This is a genomic window from Clostridium sp., from assembly GCF_017888565.1.
In the GTDB taxonomy this organism is placed as follows: Bacteria; Bacillota; Clostridia; order Clostridiales; family Clostridiaceae; genus Clostridium.
Genome location: NZ_JAGHFX010000049.1, coordinates 1 through 25,750 on the forward strand (window position 1 = coordinate 1; position 25,750 = coordinate 25,750).

Below are 25,750 nucleotides of genomic sequence, written 5' to 3' on the forward strand. Positions count from 1 at the left end.
GATTATACTCCAACTAAGGCTGGAAGATATACATTTACAGTGCATGTAAAACATAAGAGCAGCAATAGTAGTGTAGAAGATGATTATAGATCAGTAGATGTAGATGTAACAAAACCTACGTCTAAGGTATCATCACTTACAGTAACAGGAAATAAAACTGTTGGTAGCAAGTTGACAATGTCAGCAAATGGAACACCTGAAGCAGATACATTATATAAGCTATGGATAGGCGATAGACAAACTGGAACATGGACAGTACTAAGCGATTGGAGTACTAAGAAGACAATAGATTATACTCCAAGTAAGCCTGGAAACTATACATTTACAGTGCATGTAAAACATAAGAATAGTAATAGCAATGTAGAAGATGATTATAGATCAGTAGATGTAAAAGTTGATACAGGTAAATCTTCTGTAGCTAGTATTAATGTAGAAGGAGATATGTTTTTAGGAAGTACGCTTAAGCTTAAAGCAGAGGCTAATCCATCTGATAGTACCTTGTATAAGCTATGGATATGTGATAGAAGCACAAATACTTGGACTGTACTAAGCGATTGGAGTACAACAAAGGCTATTAATTATACTCCTAATAAAATTGGTAAGTATACATTTACTGTACATGTAAAACATAACTCTAATACTGGAAACGTAGAAGATGACTATAAATCTGTAGATTTTTATGTTACAAAAAAGAATGAATCTATGGCTATTGATCTAAATATAACTGGAGAAGTTAAAAAGGGCAGCACACTTACAATTAGTGCTACAGCTGCACCTGAAGCAGATACTTTATATAAGTTATGGGTATGTGATAGACAAACTGGAGTGTGGACAGTGTTAAGTGATTGGAGCTCTAAAAGAACAGCCACATATAAGATACCGGATGAAGGTAACTATACATTTACGGTTCATGTTAAACATAAAAATAGTGCAAATGTAAATGAAGATGATTATTTATCTAAGGATATATTTGTAAAAGATAAAATTACTATAGTTATAGATCCAGGTCATAATCATGGTGGTGATTATGGAGCTGTGTCTAATATAAATGGCAAAAAATATGAGGAAACAGAACTAAATATGCAAGTAGCTGAATTACTTAGAAAAGAACTTGTTACTAGAGGATATAATGTTGTTATGACTAGAGAAGTTGGGGACAAGCTATACGATGAGTTAAGGCCTAGCTTAAAAAAGAGAGTAGACTTAGCAAATTCACTAAAAGCAGATTTATTTGTAAGTATTCATCATAATACTGCAGGTGATTCAAGAGCAAATGGTGTTGAAGTTTATTATTCAGATGAAAAACCGGAGTCAGGAACAGCAAACTCAAACAAGGTTTCAGTAAGTAAAAAGCTTTCTGAAGTTATGGTTAATAATTTATCAAAAGCTGTTGGTCAAACTAACAGAGGGTCAAAGAATGATGCATTTTATGTAGTAAAGAATACATTGATGCCTTCTGTATTAGTTGAAACTGGGTTTATTACTAATCCTGATGAAATAAATAAGATTTCCAAACCAGAAACTCAAAAAGTAATAGCAACTCAATTAGCTAATTCAATAGATTCTGTATTGAAATAGTAAGGATAGGAAAAGTGGAACTGAGTAAACATCAGTTCCACTTTTTCGTATAGTAGATTATTTGATATTTATGATATAATGATATAAAATAAAAAAAGAATATGATTTTATGAGGTGTGCGATATGAAAATTGTAGTAATTGGACTTGGATCAATGGGAAAAAGAAGGCTTAAGTTATTAAAAGATGAGTATAAAGATATTGATATAATAGGGGTAGATTTAGATAGTAATAGAAGGAATTTTGTTGAAGTGAATTTTGGAATTAATACATATGATGACTTAGAGTTAGCAGTAAAGGAAGAAAGACCTGATGCAGCAGTTATAAGTACATCACCACTATCTCATAGTAACATCATTTTAAAATGTCTTGATTTAGGGTTGCACGTTTTTACTGAAATTAATTTAGTTAAAGATAAATATGAAGAAATAATTAATAAAGCAAAAGAAAGGAAATTAGAGATATTCTTATCATCAACTCAATTATATAGAGAAGAAATCAAGGAAATAGAAAGTAGGGTTTCTGATTGTACTAAAAGAGTTAACTATATTTATCATATAGGTCAATATCTACCGGATTGGCATCCTTGGGAAAGTTATAAGGAGTTCTTTGTAAGCGATAAAAGAACAAATGGCTGTAGAGAGTTATTTGCAATAGAACTACCATGGATATTTAAGATATTTGGAAAGTTGAAAGATATAACAGTTAAGAAAGATAAAATATCAAAGTTAGATTTAGACTATAATGATTCTTATTTATGCATTTTAGAACATGAAAATGGCAATAAGGGGATAGTTTGCGTTGATGTTGTATCAAGAAAAGCTATAAGCAACCTTGAAGTGTATGGAGAAGAAATTTACTTAACTTGGGAAGGAACTCCTGATTCATTAAAGGTAATGAATTTAGAATCTAAAATGATTGAAAATATTAATACCTATAATGATGTAAAGAAAGATAATAAATACGCTGAAAATATTATAGAGAATCCTTATTTAGAAGAATTAAAAACTTATATAAATAAGATAAACGGAATTAATAATGTGAGATATACATTTGAAGATGATTTATATACTTTGAGTATAGTTGATAAAATTGAGGAGGAAGCTTAATGAAAGTATGTTTTGTAGGGTTAGGCTCAATAGGAAAGAGACATATTAAGAATTTAAAATTTATATGTGAAAAGAATAGTGTTGATTTAGAGGTTCATGCATTAAGAAAAACAAATAGGAAACTAGAGGAGGATATAAGTTCTATTATATCAAGATCAGAAACTAGTATTAATGCTTTGGATAATGATTATGATATTACTTTTATAACCAATCCTACGTCTTTACATTATAAAACTATTGAAGAGTTTAAAGATAAGTCGAAAAATATGTTTATTGAGAAACCATTATTTCATAGTACAGATTGTAATTTAGATAATTTAAACTTAAACAAAGAAGGTGTTTACTATATTGCTGCGCCTATGAGATATACTAATGTTATTATGGAATTAAAAAACATAATCAAAAATGAAAAAATATATTCTGTTAGAAATATATGTTCAACTTATTTACCAGAATGGAGAAAAGGCGTAGATTATAGAGATGTTTATAGTGCAAAAAAAGAGCTTGGTGGAGGAATTAGTCTTGATTGCATTCACGAATGGGATTATTTAGTGTATTTATTTGGATTTCCAAAGGAAGTAATAAATATTCAGGGTAAATATTCTGATTTAGAAATAAATAGTGATGATATATCTATATATATTGCAAGATATAAAGATAAATTAGTAGAGTTACATCTTGACTATATTGGAAGAGAATCAAGAAGAGAAATTGAATTGTTTACAGATAAAGGGTTAATAACAGCAGATTTTATAAAGAATGAAATAAGATTTTCTTACAAAGAAACGATTAAGTTTGAAAATGATGATGATGAAATTTACATTAGAGAATTACAAGAATTTTTTGATATGATTCAATTAAAAAAGAAAAATACTAATGATTTAGAGCATGCATATAAAGTTTTAGAAATTGCAAAAGGAGAAAGTTAAAATGAATATTTTATTTACTGTATGTGGTAGAGCTGGTTCTAAGGGGTGTAAAAATAAAAATATTAAAGAATTTTTAGGTAACTCTTTAATGTATTATACATTATCTTCAATAGATTTATTTATAAAGAGAAATAAAAACAATTATAATAATATTGATATATGCATAAATAGTGATAGTGATGAATTATTAGATCTAGCAAAAAAAAGTAACTTAAAGTTAAATATTGTTAAGAGAAATATAGAGTTAGCTGGTGATAATACACCTAAAACTGATGTTATAAAATCATCAGCTGAAATATGTGAAAATAATAATAAAATAAAATATGATATAGTAGTTGATTTAGATATAACTTCACCACTAAGAAAAGTTTCTGATATAGAGGCTGCTATAAAAAATAAAATTGATAATAGGGAAAATAAGGTAGTTTTTTCAGTAGTAGAAGCTAGAAGAAATCCATATTTTAATATGGTTATTAACGATAACAATAACTATAAACTAGTTATTGAATCTACTTATGTAACTAGACAAGAGGCTCCTTCAGTATATGATATGAATGCGTCAATATATGCTTATGAAAGAGTTTGCTTAGTAGATGGAGAAACTGAAAAAATATTTGATGGCCCATGTGGAATTATTGAAATGAATGATACTGGTGTCTTAGATATAGATTCTGAAAGGGACTTTGAAATTATGCAAGTTATTGCAAAGTACTTTTTTGAAAAAGATAATGAACTAGCTGAAGTTAAAGATAATATTGAAAATGTATTAATATAATTTTACGTGGAGATTATCCATGATACGTTTAATATTCAGTTTTTTTATTTGAGCATCATAATTTATAAAGAGGTGTAGTTAAATGAGGAAAATAGCTGTAGTAACAGGAACAAGGGCGGAGTATGGGCTTCTTAAGAATATTATGAAGGCAATAGATAATGAAGAAGAACTTTCTCTCCAAATAGTAGTTACAGGAATGCATTTGTCTCCAAAGTTTGGAATGACCAAGGATGATATTGAAAAAGATGGATTTAAAATAGATGAGGAGTGTCCTATATTATTAGATTATTCAGGTAGAGATAAGAATGCAAGAGAAATATCTTGTGCTATTTCTGAATTCGTTGGTGTGTTTAATAGACTTAAACCAGATATAGTTATGATATTAGGAGATAGATATGAAGCTTTTGCTGCTGCCACTACTGCTATGGCTATGAATATACCAATAGCACATATTTCAGGTGGAGAAATTACAGAAGGTGCTATAGATGAACAAATAAGGCATGCTATAACAAAGATGGCACATATTCATTTTCCAGGTGTTGAGTGTTATGCTGAAAATATTAGAAAAATGGGAGAGGAACCTTGGAGAGTTTTTAATGTTGGAGATTCGGGAATAGAAAATATAAAACTTACTAAATTAATGAGTTCTGAAGAATTGACAGAAAGTTTAGGAATAATTGTTGATGAAAATACGCTTTTAGTTACATATCATCCTGTTACTTTAGAAATAGATGATGTTGAGAATCAAATTAAGAATGTAATAGAAGCTTTAGATAAAATAGATAAACCTATGATAATAACTTATCCGAATTCAGATAATGGCGGAGATAAGATTATAAAAGCTTTAGATGACTTTGCAAATAAGAATAAAAATGTTCACTTGTTTCAAAGTTTAGGTAGCATAAGATATTTAAGTGCTATGAAGTTATGTGGAGCTATAGTTGGAAACTCTTCAAGTGCTTTAATTGAGGCACCTTTTTTAAAAAAGCCTGTTGTTAATATTGGAAATAGACAAAAAGGAAGATTAATGGCTGAAAATATTATTTCAACAGACTATTGTAGGGAAAATATCTATAATTCCATAAAAAGAGCTTTATCAAAAGATTTCAAGGAAAAAGTTAAGAATGTTGAAAGTTTATATGGTGAAGGGAATACTAGTGAGGAAATTGTAAAAGTTTTAAAAACAATAGAACTAGGTGAAAAATTATTAAAGAAAAAATTAGTATGGAGTGATTAGTATGTCAGTGTATATAATAGCTGAAGCAGGAGTAAACCATAATGGAAGTTTAGAGCTTGCAAAAAAATTAGTTGATATGGCAGCGGACTGTGGCGCTGATGCCATAAAGTTTCAGACTTTTAAAGCAGAAGAAAGCACAGGAGCTTACGCTGAAAAGGCAAAGTATCAAATGGAAAATATGCCAGTTCAAGAGTCGCAGTTAGATATGATTAGAAAGTTAGAACTTCCTTTTGAAGAGTTTAGAATTTTACAATCCTATTGCAGAGAAAAAAATATAGATTTTATTTCTACGCCTGATGGAACAGAAAGTCTTAATTTTTTAGTAGGTCTAAATGTACCTTTAATTAAAATTGGTTCAACAGAAGTATCAAATATTGAGTATCTAAAAGAGATAGGTAATACTGGAAAAGAGATAATAATATCTACTGGAATGAGTACATTAGGTGAAGTTGAGAAAGCTGTTAATATTTTAATGGAAACAGGTAATAAAAATATTAAGATTATGCAATGTACAACTGATTATCCAACAGCAGTAGAAGATGTTAATTTAAGAGCTATGGTTACTATGAGAGAAGCTTTTAAAGTTCCTACTGGTCTTTCAGATCATACCTTAGGCAATGAAGCAGCAGTAGCAGCAGTAGCTTTAGGTGCTGAATTTATTGAAAAGCATATAACATTAGACAAGGATATGGAAGGTCCGGATCATAAAGCTTCCATGTCACCAGTGGAATTTAAATCATACGTGAAGGCTATAAGAGATACAGAAAAATTATTAGGTGATGGTATTAAAAGGCCTACGAAAAGAGAAGTGTTAATAATGAAGGATGTTAGACGTAGCATAGTAGCAAAAGAAGAGCTAAAGGAAGGGACAGTTATTTCAAAAGATATGCTTATGTATAAAAGACCAGGATATGGAATAAAGCCTGAACTTTCTGATGCTATAGTAGGAAGAAAATTAAAGAGAGATTTAAGAAAAGATGAACTTATTCTTTGGGAGGATTTAGTATAGCATGAGAGAACTATATTTGAAAGAAGATTATAAGCTATTAGATACCCCTTGTTATATTTTAGATGAAAGTAAATTATGTAATAATTATGATAATTTAGAAAAAGCATTCAAGAAAAGATGGAGAAATTTTAAAATAGGATATTCTTACAAAACTAATTCATTACCATGGATATTAAATTTTATGAAGAAAAAAGGGGCTTATGCAGAAGTAGTTTCTGAGCCAGAATATAGGTTAGCACTAAAATTAGGTTACAAGCCATCGGAGGTTATAATTAATGGGCCTTATAAAGGTTATGAGGCTATAAGAGAAATTCTAGAAGGTGGAGGGATTGTAAATCTTGATTCCTTCCATGAAATAGAGTGGCTTAAAGAAAATAAACCTAAGATGAAAAAAAAATGGGAAGTTGGAATTAGAATAAACTTTGATTTAGAAAAAAAGTGTCCTAATGAAACTATTATGGGAAAAGAACCAGGAAGATTTGGATTTAATATTGAAAATGGATCCTTTAAGAAGGCTTTAGATATTTTAGATAAATTAGACTATGTAAAGGTTGTTGGAATTCATGGACATCATAGTACTAAAACTAAGAGTTTAAGCATATTTAAGGCAATAACTGAAGAAATGATGAATGTTTCAAGAGAAATATTAAATGACATAAAATATATTGATATTGGTGGATGCATTTTTGGAGATAAACCTGGTGCTCCTACATTTGAAGAATATGCAGAGGCTATTTGTAGTAATCTTGAGAAAGTTTTTGATAAAAATAAAGTATCATTAATTTTAGAGCCAGGAGCAGCATTAGTAGCATCTCCATTTAAGTATTTATGTAAAGTTATTGATAAAAAAGATGTAGCAGAGAAAAGAATAGTTTCTACGGATGGGAGTTTAATACATATAGATCCTCAGATGCATGGGATAAATTTTTATTATGAAATTCATTCTTTAAGTAATAGAATGATTTCAAATCAAATAATTTCTGGATTTACTTGCATTGAGAAGGATAGAATGGCGTTTTGTGAAAATGGAAAAGAATTAAACATTGGCGATTATGTAATGTTCTATAATACAGGTGCTTATTCAATGGCACTTAGTCCTTTATTTATACAATACTATCCAGCCGTTTATGTAGAGCGTGAAGATGAAATAATAATAGCAAGAAAACCTTGGAGTGTAGAGGAATACATTGCAAATTCAATATTAGAATAGTATTTATGAGGTGTTGTTAATGAATATAATGATATTAAGTCCTGGAAGAAGGGTTGATATTGTACAGTATTTTAAAGCTGAGATACATAAGGAAGGCGGAAAAGTATTTACAGTAGATATGAGTCCTTATGCACCAGGTTTATATGAAGGTGATGAATCTTTTGTTGTAAAAAAAGATTTCAATGACTTGGATAAATATATCGATTCAGTAATAGAAATATGTAAAGATAATTCAATAAAGGCAATAATAACTTTAATTGATCCAGAATTAGTTTTACTTGCAAAGAATAAAGATAAATTTATCAATAATGGTATATTACCAATACTTTCAAATTATGAAGAAATTATATTTACTTTCGATAAATATAATTTTGCTGAAACACTAAAAGAAAGGCTTCCTGTAATAAAAACTTATAATGGATATAATGATATTAGGCTAGCTTTGGAGAATAATAATGTGAAGTTTCCTTTATTTGCAAAGGAAAGAGAAGGAAGTGGCAGTGTAGGTATAGGGAGAATATCTAATTATGAAGATTTATTAACTTATAAAGAGAAAGAAAATTATATATTCCAACCTTATGTTAAAGAAAGAGAATTTGGAGTTGACGTTTATTTTGATTTTATAGACGGTAAAATTAAATCTTTATTTATTAAAGAAAAGCTTAATATGAGAGCTGGAGAAACAGATAAATCAGTATCAGTTTATAGAGAAGACATTGTAGACTTAATACTTAAATTGCAAGAATTAAAATTTAAGGGGCCTATAGATGTAGATATTTTTGAAGATAAAAATGGTGAATTATACATAAATGAAATTAATCCTAGGTTTGGTGGAGGATATCCCCATGCTTATAATTCTGGAGTTAATTTTATAAAAATGATAATTGAGAATATAAAGGGTAATAGCTGCGAGGAATGCGTAGGTAATTACGAAGAAGGAATTATTATGATGAAATATAACGGTATAAAGATAATAAAAGAGAAAGATTTGAGAGTATCTCAATAAAGGTAATAATATGTCAAGTAGTAAGAGGCTTTTAAAAAACTCAGGTATTTATGCAATAGTTCAAGTACTACAAAAATGTATAGGATTTATATTAATACCAGTTTACATGACTGTACTAACTCCTACTGAAAACGGAATAGTTACTTCAGTTACAGCAGTAGTATCTTTCCTTGGAATACTATATACATTATCTTTAAATTCAGCTATTGTTAGATTTTATATAGATTATAAAGAGGATGAAGATAAACTTAAAGAGTTTTGGGGGACGTGTATTACTTTTATAATATTAAATAGCTTAGCGCTAACAATAATCTTTTTTCTTTTAAGGAATGTATTATTAGTTCCTATTCTTAAGGGAATATCATTTTTCCCTTATATGGCAATAGGAATGGTTTCCATTGCTTTAAATCCAATATACACTGTATTTCAAAGCACTCTACAGGCAAAAGAAGAAAGTAAAAGATATGGAGCTAACAATTTCACATATTTTTTAACTAATTTGACCTTAACAATACTTTTTGTAGTTGTATTCAGATTTGGTGCATTAGGTATAATATCAGCTTTAGCATTAACTGATTTTATATTTTTTATTTATACAATTTATAAATTTATACCTACAATTAAGGTCACTATAAAAAAATACTATTTAAAAAAGGCGTTAAAATATTCATTGCCATTACTTCCACATAGTTTATCTGGATGGGCAATTTCTATGATAGATAGGCTATTTTTAAATAATCAAGTTGGAACAGATGTAGCAGGAGTTTATGGACTAGGGTCTCAGTTTGCAAATATTATTAATGTTCTTGCAGCTGCTGTTAATCAGGCATATGTTCCTTGGTTTTTCGAAAGAATGAAAGATAAAGAAAAAAATGAAGCTGAAATAGTTAAAATGTCAGAAGTTATAACTATTTTTTATTGTATCTTAGCAATGGGAATGTCGCTTTTTGGACCAGAAGTTATAAGGATATTACCTAAAAATGGATATGATGAGGCTTGGAAAGCCATACCATTATTGAGTTTTGCATTTGTATTTAATGGAATATACTATTTCTTTGTTAATCCACTTTTTTATAATAAAAAGGGAGTTAAGTATATAGCTATTGGAACTTTTACATCAGCAATACTTAATTCTATTTTAAATATGTATTTTATTCCTAAGTATAGTATAGTAGGTGCTGGATTAGCTAGTATGCTATCTATGATAGTGGCTTGTATTTTAATATACTTTATATCACAAAAAATAGAACCTATAAAGTTTAATATAATAAAGCTATTTTCTATGTCATTTTTCTTTTTAGGGGTAGGATTATTATCATTTGTTTTACAAGGAAATTCATTTATTTTTAATGTGATAATTAAATGTATTATAGTTTTAGTAGTATTTATTTTGATATTCTTAAGATATAAAGATGAAATATTAAGTATTATTAAAAATGTGAAAAATATCAAAAAAAGTTAGGTATATAGACAGCTTAAGTGGAAAGTAGTATAATCAACTGTAGATTATAGTGCTTTAGAAATTTCTAAATTGGAGGACTAATATGAGGCGAATAAGAACAGTTTTATTAATAATTGCAGATATATTTTTAGTGAATATGGCGCATTTATTAGCTATAAATATTACATTTCCAGACAAATTTACTCATATAACTACTATATATCAACATGATTTTATGGTTGTTAGCTTAGTATATATTATAGCTTTTTTGGCTGCTAAAATGTATCACTCATTATGGGATCAAACAGGTACAGATGAATTTTTACTTGGTGTATCAGGAGGAACTATAGCAGGTATTGTTGTAGTTATATATACTAGGTTTATTGGTGCTACTATTCCTATAAACGTTTGTGTCCTAGGAACAGTGTTTAGTATAGTATTTGTACTAGGGCTAAGAATATTATATAGAGTATATAGAAGAGCATTACTTTATATGCCATATAAATATTCAGCAGATCAAAGAAGAGTAATGATTGTTGGGGCAGGATCAGCAGGAACTATGATAATAAATGAAATGTTTTCAAAAAGAGAACTAAAATATAATCCCGTTGTGTTAATTGATGATGATAGATATAAAAGAGGTAAGAGAATATCTGGTGTAAAAATTGAAGGTAATAGATATGATATACCACATATAGCTAAGGAAAAGGAAATTGACCTAATAGTAATAGCAATTCCAACACTGGATACTAAGAATAAAAATGAAATTATTGAAATTTGTACGAAGGCACGTTGCAAGATACAAATTATACCTGGTATTTATGAAATATTAACTGGTGAAGCTTCTGTTAGTAGAATCAAGGATGTAGAACTTGAGGATCTTTTAGGTAGAGAACAAGTTAGCCTTGATGGTGAATGTATTAAGAATTATATAAACAACAATAATATTATTGTTACTGGTGGCGGAGGGTCAATTGGTTCAGAATTATGTAGACAAATTGCAATATATAATCCTAAGAGTCTAATTATTTTTGATATTTACGAAAATAATGCATATGATATTCAAAATGAATTAAAATATAAATATCCAAAGCTTCATATAGAAACACTTATAGGAAGTATTAGAGATGAGAAAAGATTAGAAGAAGTCTTTAGTAAATACGATATAGATGTAGTATTTCATGCTGCAGCGCATAAACATGTACCATTAATGGAGGATAGTCCAAAAGAAGCAATAAAAAATAATGTGTTTGGAACATATAAATTATCTAAAGTAGCTGATAAATACAATGTTAAAAAGTTTGTATTAATATCAACTGATAAGGCTGTAAATCCAACTAATATAATGGGGGCAACTAAGAGATTATGTGAAATGATTATTCAAGCAATGAATAATGAGAGTGAAACAGATTTTGTTGCTGTAAGATTTGGTAATGTATTAGGAAGTAATGGTTCAGTTATACCATTGTTTAAAAAGCAAATAGCTAATGGTGGGCCAGTAACTGTTACTCATAAAAATATTACAAGATTTTTTATGCTTATACCTGAAGCAGCACAGCTTGTATTGCAAGCTGGTGCTCTTGCAAAAGGTGGAGAAGTATTTGTTTTAGATATGGGGAAACCAGTAAAAATATATGACTTAGCTTGTGATTTAATAAGATTATCAGGATTAGAACCTAATAAAGACATTAAAATTGAAGTTACTGGCTTAAGACCAGGAGAAAAATTATATGAAGAATTACTTATGAGTGAAGAAGGATTAACAGATACTACTCATAATAAAATTTATATAGGTAAACCTACATTTACTAGTTATAATAAGTTGAAAGATAAGCTTGAGCAATTAGAAAGCTTGTTAGAAGAAAATGATAATGATGTAATCAAAAATAAAATGGCAGAAATTGTACCAACTTATAAAAGACCAGTTCAAGATGAAGTAGCGGTTGAGTAAGTTTTTTAAATAAAGATATAATTTTAATAACTGTTAACAGTTAAATGTTAGCAGTTATTTTAAAATAGAGGGTGAAAGACTATGATTGATGTTTTCTTATTAACGGATATGAGAAAAATTATTTATGAGAATGGTAATGAAGTAGAGATAGATAGTATAATTACAAATATAGATATTGATTTTGAATGCAAAAAATTTCTAAAATATATAGAAAATCAAAAAATCAATAATATGAAAATTAAAGATATGTATCTATGGGAAAATATAGAGATTTATAATTTTTTTAGAGCTTCATATGCAGATACTCTTAAAGATATAATAGGCAATGTTATATTAGGGGAAAGTATTTTAAAAGAGTTAGAGGAAAAAGAGTTCTTAGTAAAAACAGATTCCTCACTTATAGTAGATATATTTCGAAACGTATTAAAAATAAAAAATGTAGAGTATGTAGAGAATATAAAACAAATAACAGATTCTTATAAATCAAATTATTATAAAATCGCTAGACGTTTAATAAAGGGTATATTTAAGTTGTTTAAATATAAACTAGAAAAATCTAAAAAAGATAATATGCTAATTTTTACGCAAGTTGGATCAATAAATTCTTTGAAAATAGGAGAAGATAATATTCAGTATGACTCTTTATATGGAATAATAAGAGATCAGCTAATTGAAAAATCAAATTTGTGTGAAGTACAATTTTTAAATAGTAGAAATATGATAAGTAAATCTGAATTGTTAGGATCTAATTTCATTCCTTTTGAAATAATTCAAATTTTCAAGAAAATTGAGCAGAGAATTAGTAAATTGACAATAAAAAATGAATTAAGATATATAGATGAATTTGATTATGTTTATAAAAATTATAATTTAAATAATATAATAAAAGAAAAGTTAATAAATATATTACCAGATACCTATAATAGTTATATTTTAGAGATTAAGGTATGGGAAAGACTTCTTAAGTTCTTAAAAATAAAGAAAGTTGTAACTGTAGATGAAGCAGATAGGCCGAGATGCTTAATAGTTGCAGCAAATAGATTAGATGTAAAATCCTTTGCTATTCAACATGGATTAATCAATGAAACATCATCAGCATATTTGATACCAAGTAAAGAGGAAATACTTGTACCAAATACAACATTTTTATGGGGAAATAGCTTTAAGGAGTTATTAATACAAAATACTAATGTATACAAAGATAAAAATTTACAAATTATTGGGCAGCCAAGAACTGATTATCTACATAAAAAAATAAAAGACAAGCAATTTGATAAAGATAACAAAAAGAAAATTCTTTTTGTAACACAGCCAATAGAAGATTTGGCACAAGGAGCTATTAATATGCTTTGTGAATCTTTAACAGATTTAGAGGACTACAAATTAATTATAAAATTACATCCAGCTGATACATTTCAAAAAATGTATGAATCATGTTGTATCAAAAATGGGATTACAAATTATGAAATTACTAAAGAACTAGATATTTATGATGCTTTGATTTGGTGTGATTTAATAATTAGTGTTCATTCAACAGTAGTTTTGGAAGGAGCAATACTAAATAAACCATCAATTTGTATATTATTACCTAAGTATAATGATGAAGGAAATTTTGTGAAAAGTGGTTTATCTATGGGCGCTAGTTCCTCAAATGAGCTGTATAATTTACTAAATAATAGTGAAGTATTAAATGAAATAAATTATGAACCATTTATAAAAGATAATTTTTATAATATAGATGGCCAAGTTTACAAAAGAGCAATAGATAGAATTTTAGAAGGAGAAAGTATGGATGTTTAATAAGATAGATAAGAAGCAATTAATAATTTATTTGATTACATTAGTTTTATTAGAAGGGATTCTTATAGGTTTATTATGGGGAAGTGAAGCAAAGTTAACTCTAATGCTAGGAATGCTATCTATTCCATTTGCAGAATTATTAGTGTTTTTTATGTTTTCATCACTTGAAAGATGTATTATGGCAATTTCATTTTCTATTCCTTTATTACCACTGAGTGGATATGTTTTATTAAGAATAGGCTTATTAGATTATCAATGGTTTTTTTATACATTATTTTATATCATTTCTTTAATAGCACTTATAAAAAATCAAGTACATAAATCAATTAATTTTAGAAATCTTATAATTAAAAATAAAATCCTAAGGTTAACTTTATTTATATTACTTATAGTAAGTAGTTGTTTTGCATATGATAAGCAGTTAAGCTTTATGATTGTATTGTTATCTTTTATACCTTTTTCAATATTTTTTATATTGATTAAGGCTTTAGATGTAAAAAATAAAAAGAAATTATTAAATAATGTATTCTTATCAATTGCAATAGGGTGTATAGTTTCATCAATACCTGATATTTTATACTTCATACTTCTTTGGGTTTCTGGAAATAAAGCATCAAGAATATATGGACCTTTAGGATCAAATTTTATACTTATATATGATTTAATAATATATTCAGTGTTACTTGCTAAGTGGCTAAAAGAAAGAAGTTTAAAAAATGTTTTGACTCTTCTAGTTATAGCTATGAGTCTGATTATTTCAATGCAACTTTCAAGAGGCGCATTAATTAGTTTTTTTGCAATATTAATTATTTTCTTTATATTCGATATTAAAAGTTATAAGAGGATTGTGCCTATAATACTTATATTTGGAACTATTTTGACTTATAACGTTATGGGGAGAGCAGATGTAGCACAAGATGCAACCATACAAGAGGCACACGAGATCATTTCTGGTAATAAGAATCAAGAGCTTGAGATGAATATTGGAAGTACTGGGAATTTAATAGTAAAGATTATTAAAAGTCAAAGCAAAACTAGACAAATTTTGTGGGAAACAGGAATAAGAATATCTATGGATTATCCATATACAGGAGTTGGTATAGGTAATTATAAGAATTTCTATCAAGAGTATTCAGGAAGTAACAGACCATATTCGGATGCACATAATATTTTATTAAATATGAGCTCAGAAATTGGAATGCCATTTATGGTAGTTTCGATCTTACTTATATTAATAATAGGTTTTGGAGCATTAGTTAATTATTTTAATACAGAGAAAAAAGATGTAAAGAAAAATAATATAGCTATTATGGCAGTTATAGTAGTCATACTTTTATATGGGAATCTAACGGGGATTGCATTCCAAACAACTAATGAGATTTATAGTTTTACCCCAACATTTATTATTATATTTATGTTATTTTATAGAGATTACATTAATGAATTTTAGTTCAATAAGAGGTGTTTAAATGAAAATTTGTTTTCTAGGAGATGCAGCAAGTATCCATATAAGAAGATGGTGTGAATTTTTTAGAGATAAGGGTGATGATGTTAGCATCATATCTTTTAATAATGCTGAAATACCAGGGATAAAGGTTTATTTTGTTGGTGATAAACTTAACATAAATGGTGATGGTGGAAATATAGCTTATTTAAAAAAAGTAAGAGTAATTAAGAAGCTACTGAAAAAAGTGAAGCCGGACATAGTAAATGCACATTATTTAACTAGCTATGGGCTTATAGGCACATTAATAAATTGTAAGCCTTTTATTGTATCAACCTGGGGAAGCGATGTTCTTGTGACTCCTAAAAAAAATATAGTATACAATGCTTTAACTAGATTTGTAATAAGTAAGGCATCATTGATTACATCAGATTCAAACTTTATGTCAAAGGAAATAATTTCATTGGGGGGGAAAATCGAAAAAGTTATAACAGCTCCAATGGGAATAAATAATATTGAATTTAATAATAAAGATGAAAATAGAAAAGAAAAAACTTTTTTAAGTATGAGAACATTATGCGATAATTCAAATGTTGATTGTATATTGAGAGCATTTAAAATGGTTTTAGCGGTATATAGAGATGCAAAATTAATAATTACAAATTCTGGAGAGAAAAAAGATGATATTATAAATTTAATAAAGGAATTAGATTTACAAAATAATGTAGAATATTTAGGATTTATAAATAGAGAAACTGTTAAGGAACTATTAAAAACTTCAAGTATATATATATCTATTCCTACTTCAGACTCTACATCTGTTACTTTGTTAGAGGGAATGGCAAGTGGAATTTTTCCTATAGTTTCTAATTTGCCAGCTAATAAAGAGTGGATAACTCATAATAAAAATGGATATATACTAAAAAATATAGATGAAAAGGAACTTTCAAAACTTATGATTAGTTCTCTAGAGAATGAAGAAATAAAAAATTATGCAAAAGATATAAATGAAAAAATTATAAATGAAAGAGCTATATGGGAAGACAATATGACATTTATAAGGGAAAAATATATAAAAGTGTTGATGGATAAATAATTTATTAGACAATACAAAGGAGAATACTACAATAAAGATTAAAATTAAATGTCAATAGACAAATATAATTATGTGATGTTATAATTATAAGGAATTTTATAATTTGTAAATAAGTTTAGAGGAATAGTATATGAAAAGTTTAAATAGAATTTGTAAGCGGTTATTTGATATAGTAGCATCTTTTATGGGGATAATAATAATAAGTCCAGTTCTTTTAATTATAGCTATTTTTATTAAATTAGGTTCAAATGGACCAATATTTTTTAAACAAGAGCGAGTAGGACTTAAAGGAAAACACTTTTTTATATTAAAATTTAGAACAATGATTATTAATGCGGAGAAATATGGAAAGCAGATAACTGTTGGGAAAGATAATAGAATAACTTCAGTAGGTAAATTTTTAAGAAAATATAAGTTAGATGAATTACCACAATTAATAAATGTTTTAAAAGGAGATATGAGTCTAGTGGGACCAAGGCCAGAGGTTCCGAGATACGTAAAGTTATATTCTAATGAACAACGTAAAGTCTTAGAAGTTAGACCAGGAATTACAGACTTAGCATCTTTAAGATATAGCGATGAAAATGACCTTTTAGGAACAGTAGAGAATCCGGAAGAATACTACATAAATGTAATTATGAAGGATAAGTTAAATTTGAATTTAGAGTACATTGATAAAAGCAATGTATTTTATGATATTGTAATTATTTTGAAAACAATAGCAAAATGTATTTAAGAAGGTGGTTAAATTATGAGAAGAATGAAATTTGCCATAATAGGTTGTGGAAGAATATCATACAAACATGTTGAAGCTATAATTGAAAATTCTGATACATCAGAATTAGTAGCAACTTGCGATGTAAAATTAGACTTAGCAATAGCAAAAAAAAATGAATATATTGGAAATTTAAAAACTAGAGAAGCTAAAGTTTCTGTATATGAGAATTATAAAGAGATGTTAGAAAATGAAGATATAGATATAGTTACAATTGCAACAGAAAGTGGATATCATGCTGAAATAGCAATTTACTGTATGAATAAAGGTAAGCATGTAATAGTTGAAAAGCCAATGGCTATGTCAATAGATGATGCAAATGAAATGATTGAAGTTGCAAAGAAAAATAAGGTTAAGTTATCTGTAGCTCATCAAAATAGATTTAACAAGCCGATTCAAAAATTAAGAGAAGCAGTTGAAGAAGATAAGCTTGGTAGGATAATGAATGGTACTGCAAGAATTCTTTGGAGAAGAGATAATAACTATTATAAGCAAGCACCATGGAGAGGTACATATGAATTAGATGGTGGTACTCTTATGAATCAATGTATTCATAATATAGATTTACTTCAATGGATGATAGGGTCAGAAGTAGAAAGAGTTTATGCTGAAACAGAAACTTTTAGAAATCCTATAGAAGCAGAAGACTTTGGAGCTATAATAGTAAGATTCAAAAATGGAGCTATTGGCATTATAGAAGGAAGCGCAGTAGTGTATCCAAAAAATTTAGAAGAAACATTAAGTATTTTTGGAACAGAAGGTACAGTAGTTATTGGTGGATTAGCTGTTAACGAATTAAAAACTTGGAGATTTAAAAACGAAGATGAGGAAGCTATAAAGAAGGATTTACAAGTTCAAATAGATAGTGTTTATGGAAAAGGGCATACTCCTTTATTTAAAGATGTAGTAGAGTCTATAAAAGAAGATAGAAAGCCATATGTAAGTGGTGAGGACGCAATTGTACCTTTATCAATAATATTAGCTGCATATAAATCTAAAAAAACAGGTTTACCAGTTAATTTTCCATTTACAGATTTTTCAACTTTGGATATGATAAATAAATAATAATTTAGCTTAATAAATGGGGAAGGGTTAAAGCTTATAAAGCTTTTGAAACTTCCCCAATTTGTGTATAATTGATTATTATAACAGTTATTAAAGTATATATTTTGAGGTGAGTTAATGAATAAAAGTGTTGCTGTAATTATACCTTGTAGAAATGAAGAGGACTATATTGGCAAATGTATAGAATCATTTTTAAAACAAAGCTATCCAAGGGAATTGCTTAAGATAGTTATTTCAGATGGTTTTTCAGATGATAATACTAGAAGTATTATTAAAGACTATATGAAAAATAATGAAAATCTAATACTGATAGATAATGAAGGATTAACTGCTCCTAAAGGGATGAATAAAGGAATAAAAGAAACTGATACAGATATAATAATTATATTTGGTGCTCATGCTTATGCAGATAAAGATTTTGTTTTAGAAAATGTTAAAGCATTAGAAAATAATGATGTTGGATGTGTAGGAGGAGTTCTTAAAACTATAAATAGTACAGCAAAAGGTGAAGCAATAGCACAATCTATGATGTGTCCTTTTGGTGTAGGAAATGCTACATTTAGATATGCAGAAAAAGAATGTTATGTAGATACAGTTGCTTTTGGAGCATACAAAAGAGAAGTTCTTGATAATGTTGGAATTTTTGATGATGAATTAGTAAGAAATCAGGATGATGAACTTAACTTTAGAGTAATAAATAATGGGTATAAAATATTATTATCACCCAAAATAAAATCTACTTATTATGGAAGATCCTCTTTTTCTAAGTTGTGGAAACAATATTATCAATATGGATTTTGGAAAGTTAGAGTTATTCAAAAACATAATAAGCCAGCTTCTATTAGACATTTGATACCAATGTTATTTGTTTTATATTTATTATTTGGTGGAATAGTTAGTTTATTCTTAAAAAGTATAAGATATGTTTTTCTTATAATTTTAGCTTTGTATGTTTTATTAGATTTGCTATTTTCTATAAAACTTTCACGTAAGAGTAAACTACAATATTTAGGATACATTGCAGTATGTTTTCCAATTTTACATCTTTCATATGGAGTAGGATTTTTATTTGGCATATTAAATTTTTATATCCTTAAAAGTGATGAAGTAATTAAGAAGAACTCGAATTTATCAAGATAATGATTAGAATTTATAATATTATAAGTTTAGTAGAATATAAAAATATGAATAGTATTAGTTTAACTGATTTATAGGAGAAAAGTAAATATGAAAAAAAATATATTATATATAGCTTATTATTTTCCGCCTTTAGCTGGTAGTGGAGTTCAGAGGACGCTAAAGTTTATTAAGTATTTACCTAGGTATAATAAGAAACCGATAGTAGTGACTGTTAAAAAGGGACATAACTTTGCGTATGATGAGGAGCTAATAAAGGAAGTTCCAGACATAGTAAAAATCTACCGTTCAAATTCAGGAGAAAATCTTTGGATAAGAAAGCAAATAGAAGGAATGAATAAGATTATAATATTAATTAAAAAAATGCTTAATTTGAAAAAGATAAAGAAAATAAATGAAGTAAAAAATATTAATGTTCAAATAGAAGATTTAACAAATAATATTACAATAAAGGATAAAATTTTTAAATACTTAGAGTACAATTACTATGTTCCAGATACAAAAATTAGATGGTATAAGAATGCTATAAAAGATGTATTGGGAAGAGTTTTAAAAAGTGAAGAAATAGATTTGATTTTTTCTACATCAGCACCTTATACAGATCATCTTATCGCGCTTGAAATAAAGAAAAGAACTAATAAACCGTGGGTTGTAGATCTAAGAGATCCATGGGTAGGAAATAAGTTTATATTTGAAAGATATAATGAAAAAAGAAAAGAAAAAGAAATAAAATTAGAAGCAGAAGTTATTAGATATGCGGATAAGGTTATCAATGTTACAGAAGAAATAACTAATATGTATATCGCAAGATACCCAGAATATAAGGAGAAGTTTATTACAATTACGAATGGTTTTGATATATCAGATAAAGTAGAAGAAAAAATTGAAAGTGAAAAGTTTATAATAAATTATTCAGGAATAGTAGTTGATGGACAAAATCCCGAAGTGTTTTTAAAAGCAATAGAAGAATTAATTAAGAAGGATACTAAATTTAAAAAAGATGTATTGATTAATTTTACAGGTACAATTGTAGATAAATATAAATATATGTTTGATAATGAGTATATTAAAAATAATATACAAATTAATGGATATAAGCCACATAATATTGTACTTAAAGAAATGAAAAAGGCATCTATAAATCTTCTTATATTACCAGACACTGAAGAAAGTAAAGGTATCTATACTGGAAAAATCTTTGATTATATATTAAGTGAAAAACCAATACTAGGAATAATGCCATTAGGTGGTGTGGCGTCAGAACTAATTAACTCTAAAAATATAGGTATTGCAGTTTCATGTAATGATTTAGAAGGAATAAGGGATTTTATTGAAAAGACTTATATATCATGGAAAAATGGCGTTGATTTAAATACTTCGGCAATTAGTATTTGTAATGAATTTGATAGAAGAAGTTTAACTAAAAGGCTTTCGGATGTTTTTGATGAGTTAATATAATAAAATGAATATCGAAAATATTATTAAGAAAACCTTAAGATTAATACTCACATATTAAGAAAATATTAATTGTTAAAATAAATCATATTCCATATAATACTAAGTGTACTATGTAAAGTAATACACTTAGTATTTTTTATTTTAGTGAAATTAGTAGTTACTATATATATAGGTAACTACTATATGATTTATTGATAAATAGAGGGGGATTTTATATGAAAAAATCTACACTTTTAGCCTTCAGTGGGCTTATTATAGTTTTTTTTATAATTACATCATTAGGTAACAGAACAAATGTATATGAAAAGCAAATAAGATATAATACTCCAGAAGAAGCAATAGTAAATTTTATTGGTTATATTAATAGTTATGAAGAAGTAAAAACTAAAAATGGATATTATACTATAACTCCAAATGAATTTTATGAAAGTATATCTAAGAGATATAGATTATATTTGGGAGAAGGTAATGCTAATAGGTATATAGTTGATCAAGTACCTGTAGTTCATAGCTATGAGTTAGAAGAAGTAAGTTTAAATGATTTAAGAAATTTAAAAATGAATTATGAGGATTCTTTTAAAGGAATGATGAACTATAGAAGTCCGAGTGAAGTTAGAGTATATAAGTTAGATGCAGTAGTTTCATACAATTATGCTGTAGATAAAAATTCTGTAAAGGAAGATGGAACTGTAGATAAAGCTGAGTATATGAAAGAAACTAAAGTTAATGATATTGAAGAAACTCAAGTGGAAATATATTTAGTAGTGGTTGATGAAGGGGAAGGATATGTTGTTGATTACTACAACACAATATATAAATAGTCTTTTAGAAGAGGTGAGATTATGATAATAATTGACTCAAGAAGTAGTACACCTATTTATGAACAAATTATAATGGGAATTAAAGATCTAATATTAAAAAATGCAATAAAATCAGGAGATAAACTACCTTCAGTAAGGGAGCTATCTAATATTTTAACTATAAATCCAAATACAGTAAGTAAGGCTTATACAGAGCTTGAGAAGCAAAATATCGTAGAAACTATAAAGGGAAAAGGAACCTTTATATCTAGTAACTATGGAAAAATGGTGCCAGAAGAAAAGATAAGTAAATTAATTTTAGATTTTAAAAGATTAATATTAGAAGCAAATTATTTAGGGCTTGAGGAAAATGATTTAATTTTATTATTAGATGAAGGCTTTAAGGAAGTAAGGGGAGGAATATGAAATGATAGAATTAAAGGACTATTCCTTAAACTATGGAGAAAGCATGATATTAGATAATATAAGTTTTTCCTTAGATAGAGGAAAGATATTAGGTATTGTTGGACCTAGTGGAGTAGGGAAAACATCTCTAATTAGAGGATTGGTTGGAATTTATAAAGGAACATCAGGGAAGTTACTTTTTGATGGAGAAGAAGTTTATGATAATCCAGATGTAAAGAAAAAAATAGCTTTTGTTCCTGATGAGCATAGTAGTTTTTATTTAATAACTTTAAAAGAAATAGTAAATTATTATAAAAGTATATATCATAATTTTGATGAAGATAAATTTTATAAAATTAATAAGTTTTTTAAGATTCCTCTAAATAAAAGATTTTTACAATTATCTAAAGGAATGAAAATGAGAGTGAATTTAATGATAGCATTTTCATTAAATTGTGAATTACTGGTGCTAGATGAGCCAACATCAGGGTTAGATCCTATACTAAAGGAAAGAGTTTTAAAGATAATAATGAATGAAGTATATAGTAAGGAAAAGTCAGTTATAATAAGTTCACATAATTTAGGAGAGCTTGAAAGAATATGTGATGAAATACTTATACTTAATGATGGAAAAATAGAATATCATAATTCTTTAGAAAATATAAAGCGTAATATAAAAAAGATACAAGTTGCATTTGACATGCCTGTGTATGAAGAGGATTTAAAAATAGAAGGTATATTTAGTATTTCTCAAGTTGGAAGAGTATTTACTATTATAACAGAAAGTTATGATGATGATTTTAAAGAAAATTTAAATAAATTTAAGCCTTTATTTATAGAAGAAATAGATTTAAGCCTTGAAGAAGTATTTATACATAGGTTAGGAGGGAAGTGTGAGTATGAAGAGATATTTGAATAAAAGTTTATTCTATCAAGGAGATTCAAAAATAATACTTCCATTAATTATAGCTTATATAGGAGTAATTCTATTTAATAAAATAAGTTTCAGTGAATATTTTGATTGGCAAATAAAACAAACACTTTATAGTAAATATAAAAGTAGTTTTATTTTTTCTATAGATGGAATAGTGATATTACTATTATATCTAATAATAGTATATATATTAGCTGTAGGAATTTTTAAACGAAAAAAGTGGTCTACATTATTGGCAGGTCCTTTTTCAAGAATGGATATAAGGTCTAGAGAATTTATAATAGTAGTTATGGCTGTATTTTTTTATTTATTAAGTTATTTAATCATAGTTGGACAAGAAGCTATGCAAAATAGTGAGATTATATATTATATGGGGAATTTTAAAGAAATTATAATTATTGACTTAATTAGAATAGTAAGTATATCGACAATTACAATAGGAGGATTAGCTTTACTAGATTCTATTTTTGCAAATTTATATTATTTATTTGGATCATTAATATTTATAATTATATATATGATTTCTTTATTAATTAATTTTGATTTAAGCCGTTATATTTATTTATACAATGATGATAGAAGAATTAGGTATATATATAATGGTATAATGGAATATTTGGGGGGATATTCTATTGGAAATGAAATAAGTAAATTACAAATTGCTTGTATATCAGCATTTTTTATAGTAATAGGAATAATATTAATAATTATATCTAAAAAGCTAACTAATAAAATGCTTGTAGAGAATATGAATGATGGCATAATATTTGATTTTCCTAAAAAGATCGCTAAATTTATGATAATAACATTTATTGGAATTATATTAGCTCCTACTTTAAGTAGCTTAATTAATGAACTTTATTTTCATTATACATTAAGCGGATTATATTTAATGATTATAAGGTTAGGAATAATAATAGTAATAGCATTTTTCAGTAATCTAGCGTTAAATAAATTTAAAAAAATAAAAAAAGATAAATATTATTTGTAAAATAAAATAAATTTTATTACATTTTAATTATAAAAATATAGGCATTGTTTTACAATTAAGTATATGATATAAAGGTCACTTTACTAGAAGAAATAATTAATACTATTAGATTAAATAAAAAAGATAATAAGTTGAAGAGATATGTTGATAATAAGAAAATTTAATTATTACTAAATTAAATATAAAAATGGAGCTGTAATATAATTTTATTTACAGCTCCATTTTTATGGAATTAAATTGCTATTTATTAAATATTGCAAACTTTATTATATAGTCTAAAACTATATTTATATTAAATTATTAATCTAATTGAGCAACTTTACTAACCTTAGGATTAAATATAATATATCCTACTATGATTGAAATTATTGTTGGGATAACCCATCCAAATCCAATATTTGATAGAGGAATAAAGCTTAAGTTTAATCCTGGAATTGCAAATATAATTCCAAAAACTAGTGAAGTATAAACTCCAAGTCTTACAGCATTTAAATTTTTCAGTACTTTAGATAAAAGAGTCGTTACAATTAATGTAATTGAAACTGGATATAAAACATTAAGAATTGGCACAGATAAAACTACTATATTATCAACTCCTAAAGTAGCAAGACCTAAGCTAACTATTGATAAAACTATTGCATTAACTTTAAATGGTAGTTTTCCATTTGATATTTTTTCAAAGAAATTAGCTCCTGCAGTTAATAAACCAATAGAAGTTGTTAAACAAGCAAGTCCCATAGCAAGTCCAATTATTACAGGTCCAATATTACCTAAAACACTTTTTGATATTAATATTAAAAGTCCAGTTTTTCCAATATCAGTTGGTGCTAAGTTAACTGTTTGAGCACCTATGTATGTTAAACCACCATATATAAAAGCAAGTCCTATCACGGCAATTGTGCTTGATTTTAAAATCATACTTGGCATATCTTTTGAGTTATATCCTTTATCCCTTAAAGAGGTAGTTATAATCCCAGCAAATAAAAGTGCAGCTATAGCATCCATAGTTTGATATCCTTCTAATAATGAGGATGAAAATACATTTATTGAATTAGTTTCTACTATAGAGCCTATAGGACTTATAAATCCTTTTAGAATAAGGAATACAAGAAGCAACATTAACGCTGGAGTCAAATACTTACCAATTGCATCTATTATTGATGTACTACTTAAAACAAAAAATAAATTAATAATAAAATATACAGCCATAGCTATAAAAGGAGATATATTAGGGAAAAATGGATTTATTGTAAGCTCAAAGGTTGTAGCAGCTGTTCTAGGAATAGCAAGCATTGGACCTATTGCTATAAAAAGAATAGCTGTAAAAATTACTGAAAATTTAACTCCTATTCTGCTTGAAAGAGTTTTAAAAGTTCCATCTCCTTTAGAACAAGCTAAGATTGCTAAAAGTGGTAAACCTACTCCTGTGCATATAAAACCAATAATTCCAACTAGAAACTCACTTCCTATTTGATTTCCAAGAAAAGCTGGAAATATTAAGTTGCCGGCTCCAAAAAACATTGAAAATAGAGCGAAACCAACAACAATAGAATCTTTTGTACTTTTTTTCATTATTTTATTTCCTCCGTTAAAAGTATAGTA

Annotated in this window: 22 protein-coding genes; 21 read left to right on the forward strand and 1 reads right to left on the reverse strand. The window is 27.1% G+C overall.

Going from position 1 to position 25,750, the window contains the following annotated elements; all coding sequences use genetic code 11:
- The 21 genes from J7M87_RS09140 to J7M87_RS09240 form a co-directional block, all read left to right on the forward strand.
- The coding region (locus J7M87_RS09140; protein ID WP_291650759.1) for an N-acetylmuramoyl-L-alanine amidase at window positions 1–1,578 on the forward strand (1,578 nt) is incomplete at its 5' end.
- Between the two features lie 123 nt (window positions 1,579–1,701).
- The gene (locus J7M87_RS09145) at window positions 1,702–2,685 is read left to right on the forward strand and encodes a Gfo/Idh/MocA family oxidoreductase (protein WP_291650760.1); all 984 of its coding nucleotides are present in this window, start codon (window positions 1,702–1,704) and stop codon (window positions 2,683–2,685) included.
- Entirely contained in the window at window positions 2,685–3,614 is a 930-nt protein-coding gene (locus J7M87_RS09150) for a Gfo/Idh/MocA family oxidoreductase (RefSeq protein WP_291650761.1), read from the forward strand. The genes J7M87_RS09145 and J7M87_RS09150 overlap by 1 nt, the downstream gene beginning before the upstream one ends.
- 1 nt (window position 3,615) lies before the next feature.
- Window positions 3,616–4,389 (forward strand): acylneuraminate cytidylyltransferase family protein, encoded by a 774-nt coding sequence (locus J7M87_RS09155; protein ID WP_291650762.1) that lies wholly within the window; start codon window positions 3,616–3,618, stop codon window positions 4,387–4,389.
- Window positions 4,390–4,471: 82 nt separating this feature from the next.
- Complete coding sequence (neuC, locus tag J7M87_RS09160; RefSeq protein WP_291650763.1) at window positions 4,472–5,626, forward strand: UDP-N-acetylglucosamine 2-epimerase; 1,155 nt, start codon at window positions 4,472–4,474, stop codon at window positions 5,624–5,626.
- 1 nt (window position 5,627) lies between these two features.
- Entirely contained in the window at window positions 5,628–6,635 is a 1,008-nt protein-coding gene (gene neuB, locus J7M87_RS09165; protein ID WP_291650764.1) for an N-acetylneuraminate synthase, read from the forward strand.
- Window position 6,636: 1 nt separating this feature from the next.
- Window positions 6,637–7,845: a pyridoxal-dependent decarboxylase gene (locus J7M87_RS09170; RefSeq protein WP_291650765.1), complete on the forward strand. Its 1,209-nt coding sequence runs from the start codon at window positions 6,637–6,639 to the stop codon at window positions 7,843–7,845.
- A gap of 19 nt (window positions 7,846–7,864) precedes the next feature.
- Window positions 7,865–8,851 carry an ATP-grasp domain-containing protein gene (locus J7M87_RS09175; RefSeq protein WP_291650766.1) on the forward strand — a complete coding sequence of 329 codons (987 nt, stop codon included), beginning with the start codon at window positions 7,865–7,867 and terminating at the stop codon, window positions 8,849–8,851.
- 10 nt (window positions 8,852–8,861) lie between these two features.
- Window positions 8,862–10,313: an oligosaccharide flippase family protein gene (locus J7M87_RS09180; RefSeq protein ID WP_291650767.1), complete on the forward strand. Its 1,452-nt coding sequence runs from the start codon at window positions 8,862–8,864 to the stop codon at window positions 10,311–10,313.
- An 82-nt stretch (window positions 10,314–10,395) separates the two neighbouring features.
- Window positions 10,396–12,243 (forward strand): nucleoside-diphosphate sugar epimerase/dehydratase, encoded by a 1,848-nt coding sequence (locus J7M87_RS09185; RefSeq protein ID WP_291650768.1) that lies wholly within the window; start codon window positions 10,396–10,398, stop codon window positions 12,241–12,243.
- Window positions 12,244–12,324: 81 nt separating this feature from the next.
- Window positions 12,325–14,043, forward strand: coding sequence for a hypothetical protein (locus J7M87_RS09190; protein ID WP_291650769.1), 1,719 nt, complete (start codon window positions 12,325–12,327; stop codon window positions 14,041–14,043).
- The gene (locus J7M87_RS09195) at window positions 14,036–15,493 is read left to right on the forward strand and encodes an O-antigen ligase family protein (RefSeq protein ID WP_291650770.1); all 1,458 of its coding nucleotides are present in this window, start codon (window positions 14,036–14,038) and stop codon (window positions 15,491–15,493) included. Before J7M87_RS09190 ends, J7M87_RS09195 begins: the two co-directional genes overlap by 8 nt.
- A gap of 19 nt (window positions 15,494–15,512) precedes the next feature.
- Window positions 15,513–16,583, forward strand: coding sequence for a glycosyltransferase family 4 protein (locus J7M87_RS09200; RefSeq protein WP_291650771.1), 1,071 nt, complete (start codon window positions 15,513–15,515; stop codon window positions 16,581–16,583).
- Between the two features lie 130 nt (window positions 16,584–16,713).
- Window positions 16,714–17,319 (forward strand): sugar transferase, encoded by a 606-nt coding sequence (locus tag J7M87_RS09205; RefSeq protein ID WP_291650772.1) that lies wholly within the window; start codon window positions 16,714–16,716, stop codon window positions 17,317–17,319.
- A 15-nt stretch (window positions 17,320–17,334) separates the two neighbouring features.
- Complete coding sequence (locus J7M87_RS09210; RefSeq protein WP_291650773.1) at window positions 17,335–18,423, forward strand: Gfo/Idh/MocA family oxidoreductase; 1,089 nt, start codon at window positions 17,335–17,337, stop codon at window positions 18,421–18,423.
- 117 nt (window positions 18,424–18,540) lie between these two features.
- Complete coding sequence (locus J7M87_RS09215) at window positions 18,541–19,563, forward strand: glycosyltransferase family 2 protein (RefSeq protein ID WP_291650774.1); 1,023 nt, start codon at window positions 18,541–18,543, stop codon at window positions 19,561–19,563.
- Window positions 19,564–19,650: 87 nt separating this feature from the next.
- Window positions 19,651–21,018, forward strand: coding sequence for a glycosyltransferase (locus J7M87_RS09220; RefSeq protein ID WP_291650775.1), 1,368 nt, complete (start codon window positions 19,651–19,653; stop codon window positions 21,016–21,018).
- Between the two features lie 215 nt (window positions 21,019–21,233).
- Window positions 21,234–21,839 (forward strand): hypothetical protein, encoded by a 606-nt coding sequence (locus J7M87_RS09225; protein WP_291650776.1) that lies wholly within the window; start codon window positions 21,234–21,236, stop codon window positions 21,837–21,839.
- A gap of 21 nt (window positions 21,840–21,860) precedes the next feature.
- Window positions 21,861–22,244 carry a GntR family transcriptional regulator gene (locus J7M87_RS09230; protein ID WP_271831480.1) on the forward strand — a complete coding sequence of 128 codons (384 nt, stop codon included), beginning with the start codon at window positions 21,861–21,863 and terminating at the stop codon, window positions 22,242–22,244.
- 1 nt (window position 22,245) lies between these two features.
- Window positions 22,246–23,142 carry an ABC transporter ATP-binding protein gene (locus tag J7M87_RS09235; RefSeq protein WP_271831481.1) on the forward strand — a complete coding sequence of 299 codons (897 nt, stop codon included), beginning with the start codon at window positions 22,246–22,248 and terminating at the stop codon, window positions 23,140–23,142.
- Window positions 23,123–24,148 (forward strand): hypothetical protein, encoded by a 1,026-nt coding sequence (locus tag J7M87_RS09240; RefSeq protein WP_271831482.1) that lies wholly within the window; start codon window positions 23,123–23,125, stop codon window positions 24,146–24,148. Before J7M87_RS09235 ends, J7M87_RS09240 begins: the two co-directional genes overlap by 20 nt.
- A gap of 300 nt (window positions 24,149–24,448) precedes the next feature.
- Here the strand turns inward: J7M87_RS09240 and brnQ are convergent, their stop codons facing one another.
- Window positions 24,449–25,720 carry a branched-chain amino acid transport system II carrier protein gene (brnQ, locus tag J7M87_RS09245; protein WP_291650777.1) on the reverse strand — a complete coding sequence of 424 codons (1,272 nt, stop codon included), beginning with the start codon at window positions 25,718–25,720 and terminating at the stop codon, window positions 24,449–24,451.
- Window positions 25,721–25,750 lie beyond the last annotated feature (30 nt).

Bases quoted from the DNA above. Each gene is read 5' to 3' on its own strand.
- brnQ (WP_291650777.1), bottom strand. From the start codon at position 25,720: ATGAAAAAAAGTACAAAAGATTCTATTGTTGTTGGTTTCGCTCTATTT.
- J7M87_RS09210 (WP_291650773.1), top strand. From the start codon at position 17,335: ATGAGAAGAATGAAATTTGCCATAATAGGTTGTGGAAGAATATCATAC.
- J7M87_RS09205 (WP_291650772.1), top strand. From the start codon at position 16,714: ATGAAAAGTTTAAATAGAATTTGTAAGCGGTTATTTGATATAGTAGCA.
- J7M87_RS09195 (WP_291650770.1), top strand. From the start codon at position 14,036: ATGTTTAATAAGATAGATAAGAAGCAATTAATAATTTATTTGATTACA.
- J7M87_RS09230 (WP_271831480.1), top strand. From the start codon at position 21,861: ATGATAATAATTGACTCAAGAAGTAGTACACCTATTTATGAACAAATT.
- J7M87_RS09155 (WP_291650762.1), top strand. From the start codon at position 3,616: ATGAATATTTTATTTACTGTATGTGGTAGAGCTGGTTCTAAGGGGTGT.
- J7M87_RS09200 (WP_291650771.1), top strand. From the start codon at position 15,513: ATGAAAATTTGTTTTCTAGGAGATGCAGCAAGTATCCATATAAGAAGA.
- neuC (WP_291650763.1), top strand. From the start codon at position 4,472: ATGAGGAAAATAGCTGTAGTAACAGGAACAAGGGCGGAGTATGGGCTT.
- J7M87_RS09180 (WP_291650767.1), top strand. From the start codon at position 8,862: ATGTCAAGTAGTAAGAGGCTTTTAAAAAACTCAGGTATTTATGCAATA.
- J7M87_RS09185 (WP_291650768.1), top strand. From the start codon at position 10,396: ATGAGGCGAATAAGAACAGTTTTATTAATAATTGCAGATATATTTTTA.
- J7M87_RS09220 (WP_291650775.1), top strand. From the start codon at position 19,651: ATGAAAAAAAATATATTATATATAGCTTATTATTTTCCGCCTTTAGCT.
- J7M87_RS09190 (WP_291650769.1), top strand. From the start codon at position 12,325: ATGATTGATGTTTTCTTATTAACGGATATGAGAAAAATTATTTATGAG.
- J7M87_RS09240 (WP_271831482.1), top strand. From the start codon at position 23,123: ATGAAGAGATATTTGAATAAAAGTTTATTCTATCAAGGAGATTCAAAA.
- J7M87_RS09235 (WP_271831481.1), top strand. From the start codon at position 22,246: ATGATAGAATTAAAGGACTATTCCTTAAACTATGGAGAAAGCATGATA.
- J7M87_RS09145 (WP_291650760.1), top strand. From the start codon at position 1,702: ATGAAAATTGTAGTAATTGGACTTGGATCAATGGGAAAAAGAAGGCTT.
- J7M87_RS09170 (WP_291650765.1), top strand. From the start codon at position 6,637: ATGAGAGAACTATATTTGAAAGAAGATTATAAGCTATTAGATACCCCT.
- neuB (WP_291650764.1), top strand. From the start codon at position 5,628: ATGTCAGTGTATATAATAGCTGAAGCAGGAGTAAACCATAATGGAAGT.
- J7M87_RS09215 (WP_291650774.1), top strand. From the start codon at position 18,541: ATGAATAAAAGTGTTGCTGTAATTATACCTTGTAGAAATGAAGAGGAC.
- J7M87_RS09175 (WP_291650766.1), top strand. From the start codon at position 7,865: ATGAATATAATGATATTAAGTCCTGGAAGAAGGGTTGATATTGTACAG.
- J7M87_RS09150 (WP_291650761.1), top strand. From the start codon at position 2,685: ATGAAAGTATGTTTTGTAGGGTTAGGCTCAATAGGAAAGAGACATATT.
- J7M87_RS09225 (WP_291650776.1), top strand. From the start codon at position 21,234: ATGAAAAAATCTACACTTTTAGCCTTCAGTGGGCTTATTATAGTTTTT.